Genomic DNA, 19,444 nt, shown 5'->3' with positions numbered 1-19,444 from the left:
ATGTATGACAGCAAACCGGCTTTTGTTCGTTTATCCAGTGATAGGTGTCTCCATCCCTAGCGCTGGATCACGCCAAATCTCGATCCATTTTTTAATCGCAAACACAATAATCACAAATCCTAAAATCAGCATGATGATCGACAGCACCGCATTCAGCACGCTGTAACCTGACGCTTCAGGATTGAGATATACATTCGCGACCATCCAATAGCCTGCATAATTCACCGTGACATATAAGTAAGCAAGCGGAATTAAACAAGTAAGCATATATCGCCTTTTATCCGCTATTTTCAACACAACCGTTGCACCAATGATCAAGCCTACTGAGGCCATTAATTGGTTTGAAACCCCAAATAGCGCCCAAATGGACCCGATGTCTCCAGAGTAAAGCAAGTATCCCCACATAAAACAGGCAAGCGCACTTGCAAACACAGACCCAGGTACCCAGTCATTTCGTTTAAGCGGTTTATATGCCTCACCAAAGAAGTCCTGAATCAAATATCGCGCCACACGCGTTCCGGCATCAATAGCGGTTAAAATAAAGACTGCTTCAAACATAATGACGAATTGGAAGAAATAAGACGCCAAATGACTAAAGAACGGAATCCCCGTAAAGATATACGCCATCCCTACAGCTAACGTCACCGCTCCACCCGTTCTCCCTTCTAAATCAAGACCAATTTCCTTACTCAGCTGCGGAAGGTTCTCGACACTCATACCGAGCGTTCGAAACACTTCTGGTGTACTGTTAATCGCAAAATAATCTCCTGGATGAAGAGCTGTGGCGGCAATTAACGCCATGATCCCAACCAAGCATTCTACTAGCATTGCACCAAACGCAACAGGCTTCATATCACTCCAGCGATCCAGCATTTTAGGCGTAGTGCCTGAGCCAACGAATGCATGGAAACCAGAAATAGCACCACAAGCAATTGTAATTGAAATAAAAGGCCAGACAGGACCAGCTAAAACAGGTCCTCCTCCATTCACAAACTCGGTAAATGCCGGGAATTGAATGGAGGGATTCACGACAAAGATTCCAGCAATCAGAGCAATGAAAACACCAATTTTCATAAAACTACTTAAGTAGTCTCTTGGTGCCAATAGTAGCCAAACTGGCAGAGCCGCAGCAAAGAATGCATAGATTGGCAGAGCAAGAGCCAGCGTTTTTGTATCGAGGGTTAAAAAATCACCAAGCGCCGTTCCTTGAACATGTGGTCCAAGGAATACACCCATCATCAGTAAAATAAAACCCGCAGATGTAGCCAGCTTTAAATTTCCTGTCTTTTTATAATAAAGACCGACCCCCATTGCAATTGGAATGGTAATTCCGACGGCAAATGTTCCCCACGGGTTTCGTTCTAATGCATGAAGCACCACCATCGACAGACCTGCCATTGTAATCGTAATGATAAACAGCATCGCAAGACCTGTACAAAATCCTGCAACAGGACCGAGCTCTTCCTTCGCTACCTCTGATAGTGATTTTCCCTTTTTTCGCATCGAAGCAAATAAGACGACTAGGTCATGTACAGCTCCGCCAATCACGGCTCCAATTAAAAGCCAAAGGAGACCGGGTAAATACCCAAATTGTGCGGCTAAAATCGGACCAACTAATGGGCCGGCAGCTGCAATCGCAGCAAAGTGATGTCCAAATGTGACCCATTTATTTGTTGGCACATAATCTTTTCCGTCCTCTAGTGCGTGAGCCGGTGTTGGGTGATCATCTGTGACCTTTAATACCTTGACCATCATAAATGTGCCATAAAGACGATACGCAATCGCTAAAATACACATAGATCCTATGACAATTGTAACCGCATTCATTTAACCATCCCCTTTGCATAAACAATTTGTTACAAATATAACATAAATTGATTGATTTTTTCTTTCTTTTAAAACCAAGTTGACAAATAGGAATAATTAGTTTATTCTTAAGCTAGCTTCACCTACTTCCATAAACTCTCTTTTGGCAGAGCAATCTCTAGGCTCTGTCCTTTTTATTGCTTTCATCTTACAAAAATAAAAGACGGATCACATGTGCCTTTGTAACTAGAAAACCTTCTCTTCTTTCGCTAAAAATAGTTCTATTGATGTGAATTGAACAACAACATTCATTTCCTGGGAAATTCAATCGAACAAAAAAGCCTTTCCCCATACTGAGGAAAGGCTTTCCTATTAAGAGCCGTACGTAATCTGCTCGACAGTTTTTTGATCAAGTCTTTTGATCACTTCTGTTAAAAGCTTCACTGCGTTTTCATAATCATCTCGGTGAATCATTGCAGCATGAGTATGAATATATCTGCTTGGAATCCCGATGGATAGCGATGGAACACCATGACCAGTTAAGTGAATACCTCCAGCATCTGTACCCCCGCCTGGCACTGAATCATATTGATAAGGGATGTTTAATTCATCTGCTGTTTGGACAACAAAATCACGAAGCCCTTTATGGGATACCATCGAAGCATCAAATACCACGATTGTTGGTCCTTTGCCAAGTTTGCTTGTTGCTTCTTTTTCAGTGATGCCTGGTGTATCTCCTGCTACACCAACATCAATGGCAAATCCAATATCAGGCTGGATCGTGGCAGCCGCCGTTTTGGCTCCGCGTAAACCTACTTCCTCTTGAACAGTTGCGACACTGTAAGCAATATTTTCATGCTGAGCGTCATGTAAATTCTTCATGACATCAATCGCCACTGCACAGCCGATACGGTTGTCCCATGCTTTTGCAAGGAGCATTTTTTCATCATTCATTACCGTAAACTCAAAGTAAGGAACGATTTGATCTCCAGGCAGCACGCCCCACTCCATCGCCTGTTCCTTGCTTGAAGCCCCAATATCAATAAACATATCTGTGATTTCAATTGTTTTTTTGCGGGCTTCTGGTGATAAGACGTGTGGCGGTTTAGAACCTATCACACCTGTGATTTCCCCTTTTTTCGTCACAATGGTGACACGCTGCGCAAGCATGACCTGTGACCACCAGCCACCGACCGTTTGAAAACGAATATAGCCTTTGTCATCAATTTTTGTCACCATGAATCCGACTTCATCCAAGTGACCAGCAAGCATAATTTTAGGGCCATGTGCGTTTCCTTCCTTCTTAGCGATTAAGCTGCCAAGGCGGTCTGTCGAGACTTCATCTGCATATGTTTCTATGTATGTCTGCATGACTTTTTTGACATCACGTTCATTTCCTGGAATGCCTTTTGCATCCGTTAGGTCTTTCAGCATAGTTAATGTTTGGTCTAGTTTTGTCATTGTGCATATCCTCCTTTATCTTCATGGTGCATTCTTATTATACAAAACCTCTTTCGTTCAATACGATCTTTTTATGAATATTTTTTCGTTTTACGAAATATTTTTTTAAAAAAAGCTGAAACCTTTTGGCCTTTTCATTCGTAGTACATCAGATAACGGTATTGGAGGTGCATCCTGTCATGTTTGTAATCCTCATTAGACTCGCTCTTGTTGCACTGCTTGTCTATATTTTCTACATGGCGGTAAAATTCTTCTCAAATCCGAGAAGAAAGCTGAAACAAGCGCAATTAAAAGAAGGCTTTTATTTTATGGACGAACAGCAAAATGCGCGCAAAAATTTTAATTTCGTCTATAAAGGTGTCTTGTTTGAAGGGGAAAAGCATGTTCCTTCTAAGGATCATCCTCTGTTTGTCCACTCCATTTACGTTTGGACGGAGTCACCTGAGAAGCTAAATGAATTTACATTAGAAGACTTTGAAAAACTTGAGGAAAACATTATCGAACGGTATCCTCAAACAAAAATTGATTGGGATCACCCCATCAAAAAAATCAAACAAAAAAAAGGAGCAGACACGTCGTCCTGATGGCGTCTGCTCCTTTTTCAGATGAATTGGATATATGCTAATACGATCAACTGCAAAACAATTAAAGAAGGCATGCCAATTTGAAAGGCAGGATGCTTTGTTTTATGCCGGAAATACTGCATCCCAAGAAATGAACCAACAGCGCCAAAAAGCACCGCAGCACTCCATAAGTGCGCCTCGGAAATTCTCCATTTATATGCTTTCGCCCGGCGTTTATCCTCTCCCATAAGAAAAAAACCATAGCCATTCACTAAGATGAGCAGCAGAATGAGACCGATATTCATTTTTTTCACCTCACATGATAAGAAAAAAGATCACCCCTCGACGGAATGATCTTTTATATAACTTACTTGTCTAGTTGTGCTTTTGCAGCATCAGCAAGCTGGTTGAATGCGTTTAGGTCATTCACAGCAAGGTCAGCAAGCATTTTGCGGTTGACTTCGATACCAGAAAGCTTTAAGCCATGCATTAAACGGCTGTAAGAAAGACCGTTCATACGAGCTGCAGCATTGATACGAGTGATCCATAGTTTACGGAAGTCACGTTTTTTCTGACGACGGTCACGGAAAGCGTAGTTTCCAGATTTCATGACCTGTTGGTTTGCTACTTTGTATAATCTATGTTTTGAACCGAAATAACCTTTTGCTAATTTAAGAACCTTTTTACGACGCTGACGCGACACAGTTCCGCCTTTTACTCTTGGCATTGTAATTCCCTCCTATGATTCCTATTCCAAATTACTTGATGTTTGCAAGTTGTTGTTTGATACGTTTGAAATCTCCAGCACTTACGATTGCGCTCTTACGCAATTTACGTTTTTGCTTTGTAGATTTGTTAGCGAATAAGTGACTTGTATACGCATGAGAACGTTTAAGTTTACCAGAACCTGTTTTTTTGAAGCGTTTAGCAGATCCGCGGTGAGTTTTCATTTTTGGCATTGGATATTTCCTCCCTCTGTTACTTTACTTTTCGACTTTTGGTGCAAGCATAAGGAACATGCTGCGTCCGTCCATCTTAGGTTTTGTTTCTACTGTTGCTACTTCAGCGCAAGCTTCAGAGAAACGGTCTAACACGCGCTGTCCGATTTCTTTATGCGTAATCGCACGGCCTTTAAAGCGGATAGAAGCTTTCACTTTATCTCCCTTTTCAAGGAATTTGATTGCATTACGGAGCTTCGTGTTAAAATCATGTTCATCGATTGTCGGGCTCAACCGAACTTCTTTTAAGCTAATGATTTTTTGATTCTTACGTGCCTCTTTATCCTTCTTCTGCTGTTCGAATCGGAACTTACCATAGTCCATGATTCGGCAAACAGGTGGTTTTGCATTTGCAGCAACTAACACAAGGTCAAGATTGGCTTTAGCAGCTATCTCCAGTGCTTCCTGGCGGGTTTTAATCCCCAACTGATCGCCATTTTGTCCGATTAAACGAACTTCACGCGCACGAATTCCTTCATTAACTAATTGATCTTTGCTAATAGTGAGCCACCTCCATGAGATTTTGAATTGAGTTCACAATTCATTTTGACCATTTCGTTGTATGTTTTACAGGCAAACAAAAAGTGTGGGCATATAAAACACCCACACTGCGAACATTTGCATGAAAAAATAAATGTACGGTCAACCTGTCAACTACAAGCGTGTGTCAATCAGGTGAGAAGCGGGTGCTTCTGCTTGTGATATCTATTCAATTCGTTAACTATTCTACACAATTTTCATTTGTCCGTCAAGTAACCGAACTCTTGAAACAACTTTTTCATTTTAGCATGATGAAACGATTTGGGCAAGACTTTTTCAAACAATCATGCCATCAAAGAATCAATTGCATAAAGATTGGGATGACGATGACAGTCACAACACCTACGACCACCACGGCGATACTGGCCATGGCCGCTTCTACTTCTCCCATCTCAATCCCAACAGAAACGCCAAGTGCATGTCCAGATGTACCAAGTGCAAGACCTTTTGCCACTGGATTTTTAATTCGAAACATTTTCAAGAAGAAGGCACCGAGCGCATAGACAATGACTGCGTTAAATATGACCGCAAAGGCTGTAATATCCGCAATTCCGCCAATATCCTTTGCAATCGGAAGAGCAATCGCTGTCGTCGCAGCCTGTGGTAGCATGCTTTTCATGACAGCGGCATCAAGGTGAATCCCTTTAGCTACGACATACACAATCGTAATGGAACAAAGCGAGCCTACAAAAATAGCGGATAGAATTTGCCACCAATATTTCTTAAGAAGCGCTCTTTGCTTATAAAGCGGAATGGCAAAGGCAATGGTAGCTGGCTCTAAGAAAAACTTAATGATTTGACCGCCCTCATGATAATCTTCATAGGAAAAACCGCCAACTTTCAAAAATATAATACCTAGCACCATGGCAACAAAAAGTGGTGTAAATAAGAAGAAACCTTTTGATTTTTTAAATAAGAATGTGCCTATTCCAAAGGCGACTAATGAGACGACAATGCCAAAATACGGACCCATCTTATACCTCTCCTTTAATGCGTACTTGAAGCTGGTTTATTTGAATGAGAAGGAGTTGATTTGGTCTCCTCTGTCTCTTTTCGTTTCTGCGGTCTTTCTGATAATTGCATCAGAAGCTGCGTGAACAATCCTGTCGTTGCAAGTAACATAATGGTTGCAATGATAATCACACCGACTACTTGCACGCCTACCTCTTGCATGACACCAAGTGATTGAATGACCGAGATACCAGAGGGAACAAATAGGAAGCTAATGAGCCCTGTCAATGATGTACCTAATTGCTCGACCTGCTCAAGTTTCACAATTTTTGTTGTTAATAAAACAAATAATAGAACCAAACCAATCACGGATGCGGGCATCGGAATCGGTAAATACATTGAAATGAGATTAGAAACGAACATTACGGTTGCAAAGATAAATGCTTGAGATAAAAATCCATATACTTTAGTGGCACTCATGCCCTTTCACCTCTTTCTTCGACTGCCCTCAGTATACGGCATGAAATAAACAAATAAAGCGTTTACAACAAAACTCGCCGGATTCAATGACTGAAATGCAAAAAACGAGTGTTGAAATACAAACAAAAAAGCCGCCCTACTCTAGCAGGAGCGACTTCTTAAGTTCTTTCGCATATGTGCGGCTGACAGGAATGATAGACCCGTCTGTCATATGCAGATTATACGTTGAATTAAACCACGGCTGTACTTCTTTCATATGAGAGGTGTTGACGATATAGCTTCGATGGACCCTCATAAAGTAAGCCTCAGGCAGCTTCTTTTCAATGACCACTAGCGGTTCTGTGACCTCATACATGTGATCCCTTGTTTTCACGACCTTTTTCCCCTCACTGAGCCCTACATACATAATCTCTTCGACTTGCAGGATGACAATCGAGTCATCGACTGAGATGGCTAATTTTTTTTGCTGGTGGGGGAGTTTCTCTTCTGACAGCTGGTGCTCCTGCGCATCTTTCGATTTCCACTTTTTAAACTTTTGGATCGTTTGCAAAAGCCGCTCTTCATCAAATGGCTTTGTTAAGTAATCAAGCGCACTCACCTCAAACGCCTTCAGCGCATATTGATCAAAGGCTGTCGCAAATACAATCGCTGGCGGATCAGACATCCGGTTGAGCCGTTTGGCCACATCAAATCCGTTCTCACCAGATAAGTCGATGTCTAAAAAGAGCAAATCAGGCTTATGATCGACCATCCGGTCAAAAGCAGATTCTATATTTTCTGCTTCCTCTATTTGAACGTCCTCTTTCGTTCTTCGTAATAAGTATTTTAATTCGTCTCTTGCTAACACTTCATCATCTACGATTAATACCTTCATCAACGAGAATCATCCTTTTTTACATAGTCCATTGGAATGTGAAATGAGATGTCAGTACCTTTGTCACTATGAATGGTTAAAGCAGCTTGTCTGCCAAAAATCCCTCTTAATCGCTGATCTAAATTATAAAGGGCCGTACCCGTCCCTTCTAGTGATTCAACAGGCGCTTTTAACAGCTGAGCCATCTTGTCATCCTCGATCCCCTGTCCATTATCTGTCACTTTCATATAGACATGCCCATCTTTCAGCAAGGCGGATACGACGACTTCACAATTCGTTTGATGTTTAGGAAAAGCGTGTCTTACTGCATTTTCAACAAGCACCTGAAGCACAAAGGGCGGGATCATCACCTGCTCCAGCTCTTTTTCAATTTGAAAGGACACATGGTATTTATTTGGAAACCTTGCTTGTTCAAGTGACAAATAAGCCTCTACATGCTGAATCTCTTTATGCAATGGAATGAGCAGCTGGCGGGCGCCTTGCAAATTTGAACGAAAATAAATACTCAGCTGCAGCAGCAGCTTCCTTGCCATCTCCACATTGGTTCTGCACAAAACAGAGATGGTATTAATGGCGTTAAACAAAAAGTGCGGATTTACCTGTGCTTGAAGCGCTTTGATCTCTGCATCTTTTAGCAATCGGCTTTGGGTCTCTGCCTCCCCAAGCTCAAGCTGTGTGGAAAACAGCATGGCCAAACCTTCTGCAAGCTCCTCTTCCACCCTGCTTAATCCGACCGGCGAATTGAAATACATTTTTAAGGTTCCGATCGTTTGACCGTTTGACGTGAGCGGCAACACAATCGCCGCTTCTAGAGGACAATGGGCGACTGAACAATTAATGTCGTCTTTCGAATGCGCCTTCATAATCTTACCGCTCATCAACACTTGCTTCGACAGCCCGGTGATTAGGCTTTTAGATGGAATATGATGATCTGTTCCATCTCCGACATGTGCTAAAATCTTTTCTGTATCTGTTAAGGAGACGGCATCTGTTTCTGTTAATTGATGAATGATCTCCGCCACACTTTTACAAGACTGTTCATTTAACCCTTGACGGAAAAAAGGCAGCGTTTGATCTGCGATAGAAAACACACGATGTGTCTGCATCGCCTTGGCCTGCTCTTCTTGGCGAATCACTGACTGTAAAATCGATAAAAAGATAAAGCTTCCGATTCCATTCACAAAGATCATCGGCAGCGCAATGATACTCACAAGCCCCCAAGCATCCGCAAATGGCTTGGCAAACAGAAGGATAATGATCATCTGTAAAGTTTCCATCGCCACACCAAAAAATGCTGCTTGGCGAGGTGTTACCATTCGATTCTTCCGCTTAAACCTGCTACCGACATAGCCTGCGATCACACCGGCTAAAATCGAAGAAATCGCACAGCTGAGCGCCGTGCTCCCTCCTAGTGAATAGCGATGGATTCCTGCTAAAAGCCCTGCGCCAATGCCAACAAACGGCCCCCCTATCAAGCCAGCCATTTCGATCCCCATAATTCTCGTATTAGCAATAGAGCTTGACGATCCAAGATGATAAGAAAACTCATGATTCATGACCATCTGCTGCTGGATTTCAATTCCTGTGTAATTGCTGATTATACTAAAGGAAGCAAAAATAAAGACAAGGATTGCCTTTTTTCGAAACCCTTGATTGTGAAGTAATAGATTGCGAAAGCCCTTCACATGGGCAAGCACAAACCCTAAAATAACGATGATCCCCACACGCTCGATCATCATAATAATTAAATGAAGCAAACCAGCCACCCCAATTGATGTATGTCATATCTACTGTCTTTCTATTCTATCATGTGCGGTCAATGATCAAAGATCTCTCAAATCTTTTCTTTATTGCCCTCATCTTCTATTGTAAAATGAACATGAGCCTGTCACATGCAATTGAAGGTAACTTACATACATAACAAGGGAGAAGATCATGAAAGCCGTATTTTTCGATTTAGATGATACTTTGCTTTGGGATGAAAAAAGCATTCATACAACTTTTCAGGAAACATGCCGGGAAGCAGAAAAGAAATATGGACTTGATCCAGAAACGTTTGAACAGATTGTACGTGAAGAAGCAAGAAAGCTGTACTCGTCCTATGAAACATATGATTATACTGTCATGATCGGAATCAATCCTTTCGAAGGACTGTGGTCAAATTTTAGTGAGCCGATTAGCGAAGGCTTTCAAAAGCTGAACGCCCTTGCACCAGAGTATCGCAAAAACGCTTGGACAAACGGCTTAAAAGAAGCAGGAATTGATGATGAGGCATTTGGACAATATTTGGCTGATTTCTTTGCAGCAGAACGCAGAAAACGTCCGTACGTCTACGAAGAAACGTATCCTGTTTTAGACCGCCTGAAAGGCAGCTATGAATTGCTGCTTTTAACAAACGGAGACCCTAGTCTTCAAAAAGAAAAGCTTGCAGGTGTACCGGAGCTTGCGCCTTATTTTGATGAAATTGTGATTTCAGGAGATTACGGGAAAGGCAAGCCTGATCCTGGCATCTTCGAGCACTGCCTTCAGCTATTAAATGTAACAAAAGACGATGTGATCATGGTTGGAGATAATCCAAAAACAGATATTCTCGGGGCATCTCGCGTTGGTATCCAAACCGTTTGGATCAATCGCCATGGCAAGAAAAACGAAACAGATGTGACACCAGATTATGAAATCAAAGACTTACATGAATTGTTTGATATATTAAAGTAGAACAAAAGAGAAAACACCCTTCTCCTAATGAGATTGGGTGTTTTTTGTATCCTCAGCTAAACAATAGCCGCTAGACTTTGCGCTTGCCTGTCTAACCCGCGGGCTGCTTCTCCTACATTGATAAATTCCTCGCTAGCCTGCTTTACAAGATCCCGGTTTGTAAACACACTTGTCTTTGCCCGGCTCGTTCCACTGCTGACCTTTTCTACTTCCGCATGAATCGCCTTCACATATCGATCCACCTTGACGATCGCGTCCTTTGAATCAGTGGCAAGCTTTCGAATTTCTGCCGCCACGACACTAAAGCCATTTCCATAGGAACCTGCATGTGCAGCTTCTATCGCCGCATTTAATGCGAGCAGCTGCGTTTGTGAGGCAATGCTGTTAATGGTCGTGGCAATGGAGCTGATGGACTCTACCTGCTCCGTTAATCCTTCTAGTAAACTCATATTTTGATCTGTTTCATTGGCTATATGGTCAAAGGAGGCATTGACACTTTGACTATGCTGAATGCCAATTTCTGCTCGTTCCATTAATTTTGCAGACATACCCTTTAGGTCTTCTACTACCTGTTTCATTGTGTTTTCTCTCTCCGTAATATCTGTTGCCACTTTCACAACAGCCACTACGGTTCCCTCGTCATTGAGCACTGGTGTATACGTCGCTTCAAGCCATAAGCTGTCACCTTGCTTCGTGATCCGCTGCACTTTTTCCTGAAAGACTTGCCCATCTTTCAAACGCTTCCAAAACATGTGATAGCTTGCGTGTTCTGCAATATGCGGAGGGCAGAACTGTCTATGTCTTAAACCGATCATCTCTTGCTTCGAATATCCCATGGCTTTTGCAAAAATATCGTTAACCCACAGCACCTCACCTGTGACATCAAATTCAATCATTGCAAGTGAGTGCTCCAATGCACGAAGAACAGCTGTTTGTTCTAATACTTGTGATGATATAGTATTTGTTGTTTGAATCATCGCTTTCATTCCCCCAATTTGTCTTGAACCAATAGTACATACATACCCATACTTTCGTACTATCTAAACGTATCATTCAAAGAACTGGATCACCAGTGGAGAATTTTTTCCCAAAAGAAAAAAGCCAGCGATCAAAAAAGATCACTGACTGTTTCGTTGAAAAGATTATTTTTTCGCTTCTGCTACTGCGTGTTTCACAAAAGCTTCAAGATCCATTGTTTCTGAATCTTGTTCACCATATTTTCTTACATTGACAGCACCATTTTCTGCTTCTTGATCGCCCACGACAAGCATGTATGGGATCTTTTGCATTTGCGCTTCTCTAATTTTGTATCCAATCTTTTCATCTCGGCTGTCAAGCTCTACACGAAGGCCTTCAAGCTGCAAGCGTTCTTGCACTTTTTTCGCATAGTCTAGATGAACAGATGGTGAAACCGGGATCACCTGGAATTGTACAGGTGCCAGCCATGTTGGAAGGGCTCCTTTGTACTCTTCAATTAAGAAGGCAACAAAGCGTTCCATTGTAGAAACAACGCCTCTATGAATGACGACTGGACGATGGTGCTTTCCATCTTCTCCGATGTATGTGAGATCAAAACGTTCAGGAAGTAAGAAATCAAGCTGTACAGTGGATAATGTCTCTTCTTTTCCAAGAGCTGTCTTCACTTGTACATCAAGCTTCGGTCCATAAAATGCCGCTTCGCCTTCTGCTTCATAATAGTCATGACCAAGCTCGTTCATTGCATCCTTCAGCATCGATTGCGCTTTATTCCACATCGCATCGTCGTCGAAATACTTCTCAGTATCCTCTGGATCACGGTAAGATAAGCGGAATGTGTAGTCATTCAAGCCGAAATCTTGATACACTTCTTCAATTAAACGAACTGTACGGATGAACTCGTCTTTGATTTGATCTGGACGAACAAAGATGTGTGCATCGTTTAATGTCATGCCGCGAACACGCTGAAGGCCTGATAAGGCACCTGACATTTCATAGCGGTGCATTGTACCAAGCTCTGCAATACGAATTGGCAATTCGCGATAGCTATGTGGCTCGTTTTTGTAAATCATCATATGGTGCGGACAGTTCATAGGGCGAAGAACAAGATCTTCGTTGTCCATCTCCATCACTGGGAACATGTCCTCTTGATAATGCGCCCAGTGGCCCGATGTTTTATACAATTCGACACTTGCAAGAACTGGTGTATACACATGCTCATAGCCAAGACGCACTTCTTTATCCACAATATAACGCTCGATCACGCGGCGGATTGTTGCCCCTTTTGGCAGCCAAAGCGGAAGTCCTTGACCTACCTTTTGAGAGTTCGCAAACAGCTTCAGTTCTTTTCCAAGTTTACGGTGATCTCGTTCTTTTGCTTCTTCAAGCAGACGTAAATGTTCATTTAAATCTTCTTTGTTGAAAAAAGCTGTCCCGTAAATACGCTGAAGCATTTGATTGTTACTGTCACCTCTCCAGTATGCACCTGCAAGGCTAAGCAGCTTAAACTCTTTGATTTTCCCTGTAGACGGTAAGTGAATTCCGCGGCATAGGTCAAAGAATTCACCTTGCTCATAAATGGTAACAGCTTCGCCTTCTGGTATCGCCTCTAATAGTTCAAGCTTCAGTTTATCACCGATCTCTTCAAAGCGTTTTTTCGCTTCTTCTCTTGATACTTCAATGCGCTCAATTGGCAGATTGCTGTTAATGATTTTTTTCATTTCTTTTTCAATCTTTGGTAGGTCTTCAGGTGTAATTGCAACATCAATGTCGACATCGTAGTAGAACCCATTTTCGATCACAGGACCTACACCAAACTGGACGTGATGCTCTTTTCCGTAAATACGTTTAATCGCCTGCGCAAGTAAATGCGCTGTACTGTGGCGCATAATATCAAGTGCTTCATCACTTTTATCTGTGATGATCTCGATTGTTCCACTTTCTAAAAGCGGCGTACGCAGATCTATTTCTTTGCCGTTCAATTTACCGGCAAGCGCTTTTTTCTTTAGGCCCGGGCTAATTGATGCCGCGATGTCTTCTGTTGTGGCTGTTTTGTCAAACTCCTTGACTGCTCCATCTGGAAATGTAAGTTGAATGTGTTCTGACATCTCTGGTCACTCCTTTTTTTGGCAATATAAAAACCCCGCCCCCTGGAAAGGGACGAGGTTGAATAAACGGAATCGTGGTTCCACCCTTTTTCCCGTATTTGCAGCTTGCTTTTTCATAAGCAAATACGGCTTGTGGTTCGATAACGGGAATTCCCGTCAGCTATTACTAAACAAGTTCACAGCTGATGTTCAAAGGTGGTAAAGCAAATGGTCCTCTGCTAGGAAGCTTTCAGCCACGGCTTCCCTCTCTTTAAGCGGGTGTTCATTTGTTCATGTCCTTATCAATACGGTCTCTGTATGAAGTTACACCGTATTATAAAACGTTTTTTCGTGAAAATCAAGAAAGCTTTTCACTTTTCTTTTCCAAATGGTCATGAACAAATTGAACATTTTGTTCATCAAACGAATGAGGCGGGAACACCTCGACCCGTTCCTGAAAAATATTTTGGATGGTTTGCACCATCGAGTGCCCTGTGTCATTTGTAAACAGGGCAATCTTTTGCGGTGCAATGGATACGAGTGGTGCAATCAGCTGTGAATCAATATACATTGGATGCTCTCTTACAAACTGTCTGTCTATGTATTGTTTTTGATCACGCTCAGAAGCGTAGCGAAATTCCCAAATCACCAGGCGGTCCTGATGCACAACATGTACCTTTTCGAGCTTGGGCTTTCTTGCCATGACATAGTCTCGAAGGGATTGAATAAAGTTTTGATATTCTTGTTCCATTTTGTATTCTTCAATGGACACTTCAACATAGTTTTTCAGCCGCCGGTCATACTCTGACAGCCTAAAGGTCATAAATGAACCAATTGAAAATATTCCTTGCTGTAAAGAAATTGTCTCAAGCTCCTTTTTTAACAGGTCTTCTCTTGACGGGTCTTGATGAATGCCGGGAATATCGTCTAAATCCCCGTTCATGATACTATGAGCGATTGAAAGAATTTGGTGCTGCTCTTCGGGATCTTTAAATAAGTATGTGTTTTCAAGGATGCTACGCATGCGCTCGTTTTCTTTGCATTCCAAAAAAAAGTGAACCAGTAATGGCCGCACGATGTGCTCAAGTGCTTCTTTTGATTCCTTCGCCTCTATGAGAAGCCGGTTCTTCCCTTGTTGAATTGACATGTGATGCCGACTGTCCAAGTGTTCAGCAAGATGTAAAAAAGCGGCGGTATCATATTCATCTTCAAAGATTATTTCAAGCATGTTTGTCCCCCCCTAACGACATCTGTTACATATATATGGGGGAAACATAAAAAATAGACGCCTAAAATAAATCAGGCATCTTTCTTTTTAAGATGAATGGTACAGAGATAAAGATCAAATAAATCAAACAAACAATCGCTAAGGCGGCATAATTACCGCTCACAAAGCTTGATCCGAGGACATTTAACGCAACTGTACCCGGTATTAAGCCTAAAAAGGTCGCTGCGGCAAACGCACGATATTTCGCATGCGATGCTGCTGCCGCATAGCTGACAAAATCAAAATGAATAGGTGCAATACGCAATAACAAAATATAAAGAAACCCATGCTCCTGAATACGGGACGTCACCGCCTTCAGCTTCCGGCCGCTTTCATTCGTTTCATTCTTCTTTGAACGGAAGGTTGAAGCAAGCAGGAAAGAGCCTGTTGCCCCGGCGGTAGCACCAACGAGGGCATAAATGGTCCCAAGTACACTGCCGAATGCCAAGCCTGCTGCTAGTGAAAAGACAGTGAGAGGAACAAGAACAAACGGGCGAAAAAGGGATAAAAAAAGAAAAACAAAGGGTGCCAGCATCCCAAATTGAAGGATCCAATTCTTCACATCTTTCGGCGCGAGCTGAAGATGCTGTTTATTCAGCCACCATAGCGTAGCAGCGAGAACACCAATCACGAGAAAAAGCAGCCATTTTCTTTTGTTCATCTCATCCGCTCCTCCTTCATGTGACGTACGCTTTTATAAATGACGGCGATTTTCTCCTTCAAGCACAACTGGCTCTGCTAAATAGAGAATGCGTTCCATTAAGCGAGCTGCTTTGACCTCTTCTTTTTCTCCGCGCTGTGAGTACGTAAAGTGATGCTTGAGTTCACTCGGTGAGAAATTAGAAGAGAAGAAGGTCGGTAGCTGCTCTGCCATGCGATATTGTAAGATCGTTCCGAGCAGTTCATCTCGTACCCAGCTTGTCATCGACTCTGCCCCAATATCATCAAGCATTAAGATAGGCGTTGATTTGACCATATTCAGCTTCTGTTCCAGTGTATGATCGGCTAACGAATTTTTTAACTCTCTTACAAATTCAGGCACGTATACAAGGAGAGATGGGTATTCTTTTTCCGCTAGCTGCTGCGCAATCGCTGCGAGAATAAATGTTTTCCCTACCCCAAACTTACCGTGTAAATACAAGCCTTTTCCTTTACCCGTCTCATCATAGCTTTGCAGGAATTGACCTACTTTTTGGATGACCTCTTGTCTTCCCGTGACGTTCAGATCAGCGAAGGTCGCTTGAAGAACATTTTGCGGAATGTACATGCTTTTCATCAGCTCTTGCTGTTTCTTCTGTCTATCGAGCCGTAGCTTGACTGGACAAGGGGAATACTCAATATCAATACTCTGACCTTTGATCACAAGCTTCGGGTGATATCCATCTAAAATGGCATTTACGTTCTCTTCCTCTAAGCAGTAAGAGCAGCCTTTTGATTGCTGAACGTATTCAAAGAGCCGATTCAAGCTACGATTGATCATATCTTCTTGTATCTCTTCTTGATGCTCCTTTAAAAAGGCTTTTACATCTTTATCAGCTAACACACTTTCTTTAATCTGATTGTATCTCACGCGAAAATCTACTCGTCCTTTTAGCTGTTCAAATGAACGACCGATCGGTTTCATCTCCATCTCACCTCACATTAATGTGCATTGTATTTTTTCATATTTTTAAACTGATCTAACAGTTTTTCCTTTTCTCGTTCGAGATCCTCTGTAGACAAACTGTCAGCTTGTTCCTTTGCCGGCTGTTCTTTCGTTTCAGTTTCTTTCATCCAGTCAGGCAGTTTCTCCTCGCGGACGACTTTTCCTGATCCATATGTGCTTCGCTGCTTTTTCTGCTGCGCCCACTCTGTCATTTGCCTGTTCTCTTCTTTGGCAATTTCCATGGCTGCCGCAACCGTTTTAATTTTCTTTCTCACCCAATGGGCAGCGATTTTTTGCATATATGTTTTGGACAGCTTCATATCTGTTTTCAGTAATGTATAGTAGATCAGAACGTTCATGACACCTGGTTCTAGCTGCTGCTCAAGCATGATATCTTCGACAATTCTTAAGTCGGCATACGTTGGCTCAATGCCATCTGCCATATCTTTTAGCAGCTCCCTAGGCGAAATATGATTTAGCTTTTCGATCAATCTGGCATCAGGTGTATCTGCCGCCGGCGTCTTGGAAGCATCATGGCGTAAATGTCTTGGCTGTTTTTGATCAATCAGTTTCGGCTGTTCGCCTCTGTATTCAATTTGATACCAGTCTCTTGCAGCCTTTCTTAGCTCTTCTGTTGAGATCATTTGATCCGAACCGCAGGCGCCCGCTACAATATTTTGCATTTGCAGCGGGGTGATGCCGTATACAACAGCTAACTTCTTAATCGTCTCTTTCACCTGCTTTGTCAAAGCCTTCCTTGGAATCATCATGTCAGACATGCCCGCTAGCAGTAGATCAAAATCAAAGGATTCGTCTGAAAGCGGTGCAGGCTGACTAGATCCCACCGTCACATATTCATAGCCCGCATCTAGCGATGACGCCTGATTGATTTCTTCTGTCATCTTACGTTCGCCTGGCTGCAATACGTGAAAGACTTCTTCAAATGACCGCGAGATATTCTTCGCTTCTGCTGGAACACCTGGATAAGAAAAATAATCACGAAGCTGCATATATTTTGCTTTTTCTACACGATGATAGAGCAGGACATTCAGCATACCGTCTTGGAAAAACTCATCAGGCCTTAGCGGCGGCACAAGCTCATATGTAAACAGTCTGCCCTCTTCCGTTTCCTGTTCATATGTGCGGAGTAAACCGATCGCTTCAAGCTTTAAACGTTCCTCAAAAATATCATTTAAATTCGTTTGCAGCATGACCATAAGCTGCCGATGAGGTGCTGGCTTGCCCCACATGCGATTTTGTTCCAGCTCTCCCCACAGCGTCATGTACAAGCTGAAAGCGGACATGCCAATGAGCGGCTGATATAAAAGAGTGATGAGCTGTCTATCGATGTCACCGAGCAACGAAGCGCTTTTGACGACATACGGATCGACGGCTAGCACTTCCTTCCAATGCTCTGTCATATGCTGATCCTCCCCCTGAATACGATTGTTTCCATTGTACACTCTTTTTGCGTTTTACGCTTTACGCAGGAAAAAGAGCATGAAGAATCTTCAGCTCTTTTTTAGCGTTCTTTTTTTAATAAATCTTTTAATTCGTCAATAAACACATTGATGTCTTTAAACTGCCGGTAAACCGAAGCAAATCTGACGTAAGACACTTCATCAATTTTCGCCAGCTCGTCCATCACCATTTCACCAACAAGCTCACTTTTGACTTCTGATATGCCTTGATTACGCAGTTCTTTTTCGATGTTAAAGCAAACATCTTCCAGCTGTTTCAAAGCGACAGGACGCTTTTCACATGCTTTGATGAGCCCTCTCAGCATCTTTTCCCGGCTGAATTCTTCTCGTATCCCTTCTTTTTTCACCACGATAAGTGGTAATTCCTCTAGCTTTTCAAACGTCGTAAAGCGATATTGGCAGCTTTCGCACTCTCTTCTACGACGGATGGATTTCCCTTCATCTACTGGTCTTGAATCAAGCACCCTTGTGCCAAGGTGCTGACATGTGGGACATTTCATTTCATCAGCTCCGATCTATTCTTGGAAGTTGTTTGTCTAGTTCTTCATAAAGGGACAAAACGGTCTTTCGACTGTAGCCAAAATCTGTTGGCAGGGCCGTTTCTGTTGTCACGTTAAAATCGACAGCTGTTTCAAAAGGACGAATTGAAATGACAGTCGCTACGAGAAAGGCTTTTTTCGGCTTTCGTATGTTTGCGCTGATTTCACCTCGTTCTGCTGAAACAGATGTCACTTGATAGGAATCGTTTCGAGAAAGAATGGCTTCCACCGCTTGAAAAGCTTGTGCATTTGTCGATTTGTAGTAACGGCTTTTCAGCTCTGACACCGAATGATGGTCAGAAGTTTCCGTATGGTTTGAAATCAATTGTTTGAATGTTTGTCCGAAAATCATACACACATCCCCTTTGCCTTTATGCCTCTTCTTTATTTTATAAAAAAAACCTTTGTTTTCCTAGAACAAAAGTATAGACAAGCTCGGGAATGTTGGGTGTTATATATGAAACAAATATAAAAAGGAGCATAACACAAAGGCATTCAATGCTTTTGGCCAGCTCCCATTGCAATCTTTTTTATGTTTACAGTGCTTTGGCTTGTGCCTGTTTCACTTGTACAGGTCCCATGCCTCGAGGAATTTCGATGTTCTCTCTTGTTTCAGCACCTAGTTCATCTCCGATATGATCTGCTGCGATATTCGGATCTAGGTCGCCGCAAGTATAGACATCTATGCTCGCATAACCATGTTCAGGAAAGCTGTGAATTGTCAGATGAGATTCAGAAATAATGACAACTCCACTTACTCCTTGAGGTGCAAATTTGTGAAAAGCAACCTCTCTTACTTCAGCTCCTGATTTCAAAGCTGCATTTACAAACGTTTTTTCAATAAAATCCATGTCGTTCAGTTTATCACAGTCGCATCCCCATAACTCAGAGATAACGTGACGTCCGATTGTTTCCATCATGGACCCCCCTTAAACAAGAATAAAAGAGTGAAGTTCTAAGCAGCCGGACCGGACATATACCACGGGGGAAAGTTAGTCCTAAGAGGTCCTAACCCTTTAAGTATACCCGAATGAGTCTGCGAACAAGAAGTTCACGAAAGAT

21 protein-coding genes and 2 other annotated features are annotated in these 19,444 nt (G+C 42.4%); of the genes, 2 read left to right on the top strand and 19 right to left on the bottom strand.

Annotation, left to right across the window (positions count from 1 at the left end):
• Positions 1–30 precede the first annotated feature (30 nt).
• Positions 31–1,827 (bottom strand): carbon starvation protein CstA, encoded by a 1,797-nt coding sequence (gene cstA, locus IEE86_RS11370; protein ID WP_191097328.1) that lies wholly within the window; start codon positions 1,825–1,827, stop codon positions 31–33.
• Positions 1,828–2,178: 351 nt separating this feature from the next.
• Positions 2,179–3,267 (bottom strand): M42 family metallopeptidase, encoded by a 1,089-nt coding sequence (locus IEE86_RS11365; protein WP_191097327.1) that lies wholly within the window; start codon positions 3,265–3,267, stop codon positions 2,179–2,181.
• 179 nt (positions 3,268–3,446) lie between these two features.
• On the opposite strand from IEE86_RS11365, the gene IEE86_RS11360 reads away from it, so the two are divergent.
• Complete coding sequence (locus IEE86_RS11360; RefSeq protein WP_191097326.1) at positions 3,447–3,851, top strand: sigma-w pathway protein ysdB; 405 nt, start codon at positions 3,447–3,449, stop codon at positions 3,849–3,851.
• A gap of 17 nt (positions 3,852–3,868) precedes the next feature.
• Here the strand turns inward: IEE86_RS11360 and IEE86_RS11355 are convergent, their stop codons facing one another.
• From IEE86_RS11355 to IEE86_RS11320, 8 genes are all read right to left on the bottom strand, one after another.
• Positions 3,869–4,135, bottom strand: a complete 267-nt coding sequence (locus tag IEE86_RS11355) for a DUF1294 domain-containing protein (RefSeq protein ID WP_191097325.1) — start codon at positions 4,133–4,135, stop codon at positions 3,869–3,871.
• 62 nt (positions 4,136–4,197) lie between these two features.
• Positions 4,198–4,557: a 50S ribosomal protein L20 gene (gene rplT, locus IEE86_RS11350; protein ID WP_007501659.1), complete on the bottom strand. Its 360-nt coding sequence runs from the start codon at positions 4,555–4,557 to the stop codon at positions 4,198–4,200.
• 31 nt (positions 4,558–4,588) lie between these two features.
• Positions 4,589–4,789 carry a 50S ribosomal protein L35 gene (rpmI, locus tag IEE86_RS11345; RefSeq protein ID WP_003216324.1) on the bottom strand — a complete coding sequence of 67 codons (201 nt, stop codon included), beginning with the start codon at positions 4,787–4,789 and terminating at the stop codon, positions 4,589–4,591.
• A 24-nt stretch (positions 4,790–4,813) separates the two neighbouring features.
• Positions 4,814–5,329 carry a translation initiation factor IF-3 gene (infC, locus tag IEE86_RS11340; RefSeq protein WP_044139937.1) on the bottom strand — a complete coding sequence of 172 codons (516 nt, stop codon included), beginning with the start codon at positions 5,327–5,329 and terminating at the stop codon, positions 4,814–4,816.
• A gap of 71 nt (positions 5,330–5,400) precedes the next feature.
• Positions 5,401–5,532 (bottom strand) — a sequence feature (ribosomal protein L20 leader region).
• Between the two features lie 128 nt (positions 5,533–5,660).
• Positions 5,661–6,341: an antiholin-like protein LrgB gene (gene lrgB, locus IEE86_RS11335; RefSeq protein ID WP_191097324.1), complete on the bottom strand. Its 681-nt coding sequence runs from the start codon at positions 6,339–6,341 to the stop codon at positions 5,661–5,663.
• A 14-nt stretch (positions 6,342–6,355) separates the two neighbouring features.
• Positions 6,356–6,799 carry an antiholin-like murein hydrolase modulator LrgA gene (gene lrgA, locus IEE86_RS11330; RefSeq protein WP_191097323.1) on the bottom strand — a complete coding sequence of 148 codons (444 nt, stop codon included), beginning with the start codon at positions 6,797–6,799 and terminating at the stop codon, positions 6,356–6,358.
• 136 nt (positions 6,800–6,935) lie between these two features.
• Complete coding sequence (locus IEE86_RS11325) at positions 6,936–7,676, bottom strand: LytR/AlgR family response regulator transcription factor (protein ID WP_191097322.1); 741 nt, start codon at positions 7,674–7,676, stop codon at positions 6,936–6,938.
• Positions 7,673–9,430 (bottom strand): sensor histidine kinase, encoded by a 1,758-nt coding sequence (locus tag IEE86_RS11320; protein WP_191097321.1) that lies wholly within the window; start codon positions 9,428–9,430, stop codon positions 7,673–7,675. The genes IEE86_RS11325 and IEE86_RS11320 overlap by 4 nt, the downstream gene beginning before the upstream one ends.
• A gap of 178 nt (positions 9,431–9,608) precedes the next feature.
• Between IEE86_RS11320 and IEE86_RS11315 the strand changes: the two genes are divergently transcribed.
• Complete coding sequence (locus IEE86_RS11315; protein WP_191097320.1) at positions 9,609–10,388, top strand: HAD family hydrolase; 780 nt, start codon at positions 9,609–9,611, stop codon at positions 10,386–10,388.
• A gap of 56 nt (positions 10,389–10,444) precedes the next feature.
• Here IEE86_RS11315 and IEE86_RS11310 read toward each other — a convergent pair whose 3' ends face one another.
• From IEE86_RS11310 to speD, 9 genes are all read right to left on the bottom strand, one after another.
• On the bottom strand, positions 10,445–11,365 hold the full coding sequence (locus IEE86_RS11310) for a methyl-accepting chemotaxis protein (protein ID WP_191097319.1): 921 nt from the start codon (positions 11,363–11,365) through the stop codon (positions 10,445–10,447).
• A gap of 165 nt (positions 11,366–11,530) precedes the next feature.
• Positions 11,531–13,471, bottom strand: coding sequence for a threonine--tRNA ligase (thrS, locus tag IEE86_RS11305; protein WP_191097318.1), 1,941 nt, complete (start codon positions 13,469–13,471; stop codon positions 11,531–11,533).
• Positions 13,472–13,516: 45 nt separating this feature from the next.
• Positions 13,517–13,765: a binding site (T-box leader), on the bottom strand.
• 43 nt (positions 13,766–13,808) lie between these two features.
• The gene (ytxC, locus tag IEE86_RS11300) at positions 13,809–14,678 is read right to left on the bottom strand and encodes a putative sporulation protein YtxC (protein WP_191097317.1); all 870 of its coding nucleotides are present in this window, start codon (positions 14,676–14,678) and stop codon (positions 13,809–13,811) included.
• 61 nt (positions 14,679–14,739) lie between these two features.
• Positions 14,740–15,378: a TVP38/TMEM64 family protein gene (locus tag IEE86_RS11295; protein ID WP_191097316.1), complete on the bottom strand. Its 639-nt coding sequence runs from the start codon at positions 15,376–15,378 to the stop codon at positions 14,740–14,742.
• A 33-nt stretch (positions 15,379–15,411) separates the two neighbouring features.
• Entirely contained in the window at positions 15,412–16,341 is a 930-nt protein-coding gene (gene dnaI / locus IEE86_RS11290) for a primosomal protein DnaI (RefSeq protein WP_191097315.1), read from the bottom strand.
• A 17-nt stretch (positions 16,342–16,358) separates the two neighbouring features.
• The gene (gene dnaB / locus IEE86_RS11285) at positions 16,359–17,783 is read right to left on the bottom strand and encodes a replicative helicase loading/DNA remodeling protein DnaB (protein ID WP_191097314.1); all 1,425 of its coding nucleotides are present in this window, start codon (positions 17,781–17,783) and stop codon (positions 16,359–16,361) included.
• Positions 17,784–17,884: 101 nt separating this feature from the next.
• Positions 17,885–18,343, bottom strand: coding sequence for a transcriptional regulator NrdR (gene nrdR / locus IEE86_RS11280; protein ID WP_191097313.1), 459 nt, complete (start codon positions 18,341–18,343; stop codon positions 17,885–17,887).
• Positions 18,344–18,347: 4 nt separating this feature from the next.
• The gene (locus tag IEE86_RS11275; protein WP_191097312.1) at positions 18,348–18,734 is read right to left on the bottom strand and encodes a cytosolic protein; all 387 of its coding nucleotides are present in this window, start codon (positions 18,732–18,734) and stop codon (positions 18,348–18,350) included.
• Positions 18,735–18,918: 184 nt separating this feature from the next.
• Entirely contained in the window at positions 18,919–19,299 is a 381-nt protein-coding gene (gene speD, locus IEE86_RS11270; RefSeq protein WP_003216492.1) for an adenosylmethionine decarboxylase, read from the bottom strand.
• Positions 19,300–19,444 lie beyond the last annotated feature (145 nt).

Origin of the sequence: Bacillus crepusculi (genome assembly GCF_014764715.1) — a bacterium.
GTDB lineage: Bacteria > Bacillota > Bacilli > Bacillales > Bacillaceae > Bacillus.
Note: the sequence above shows the minus strand (reverse complement) of the source record. Positions and strands in the feature narration are given on the sequence as shown.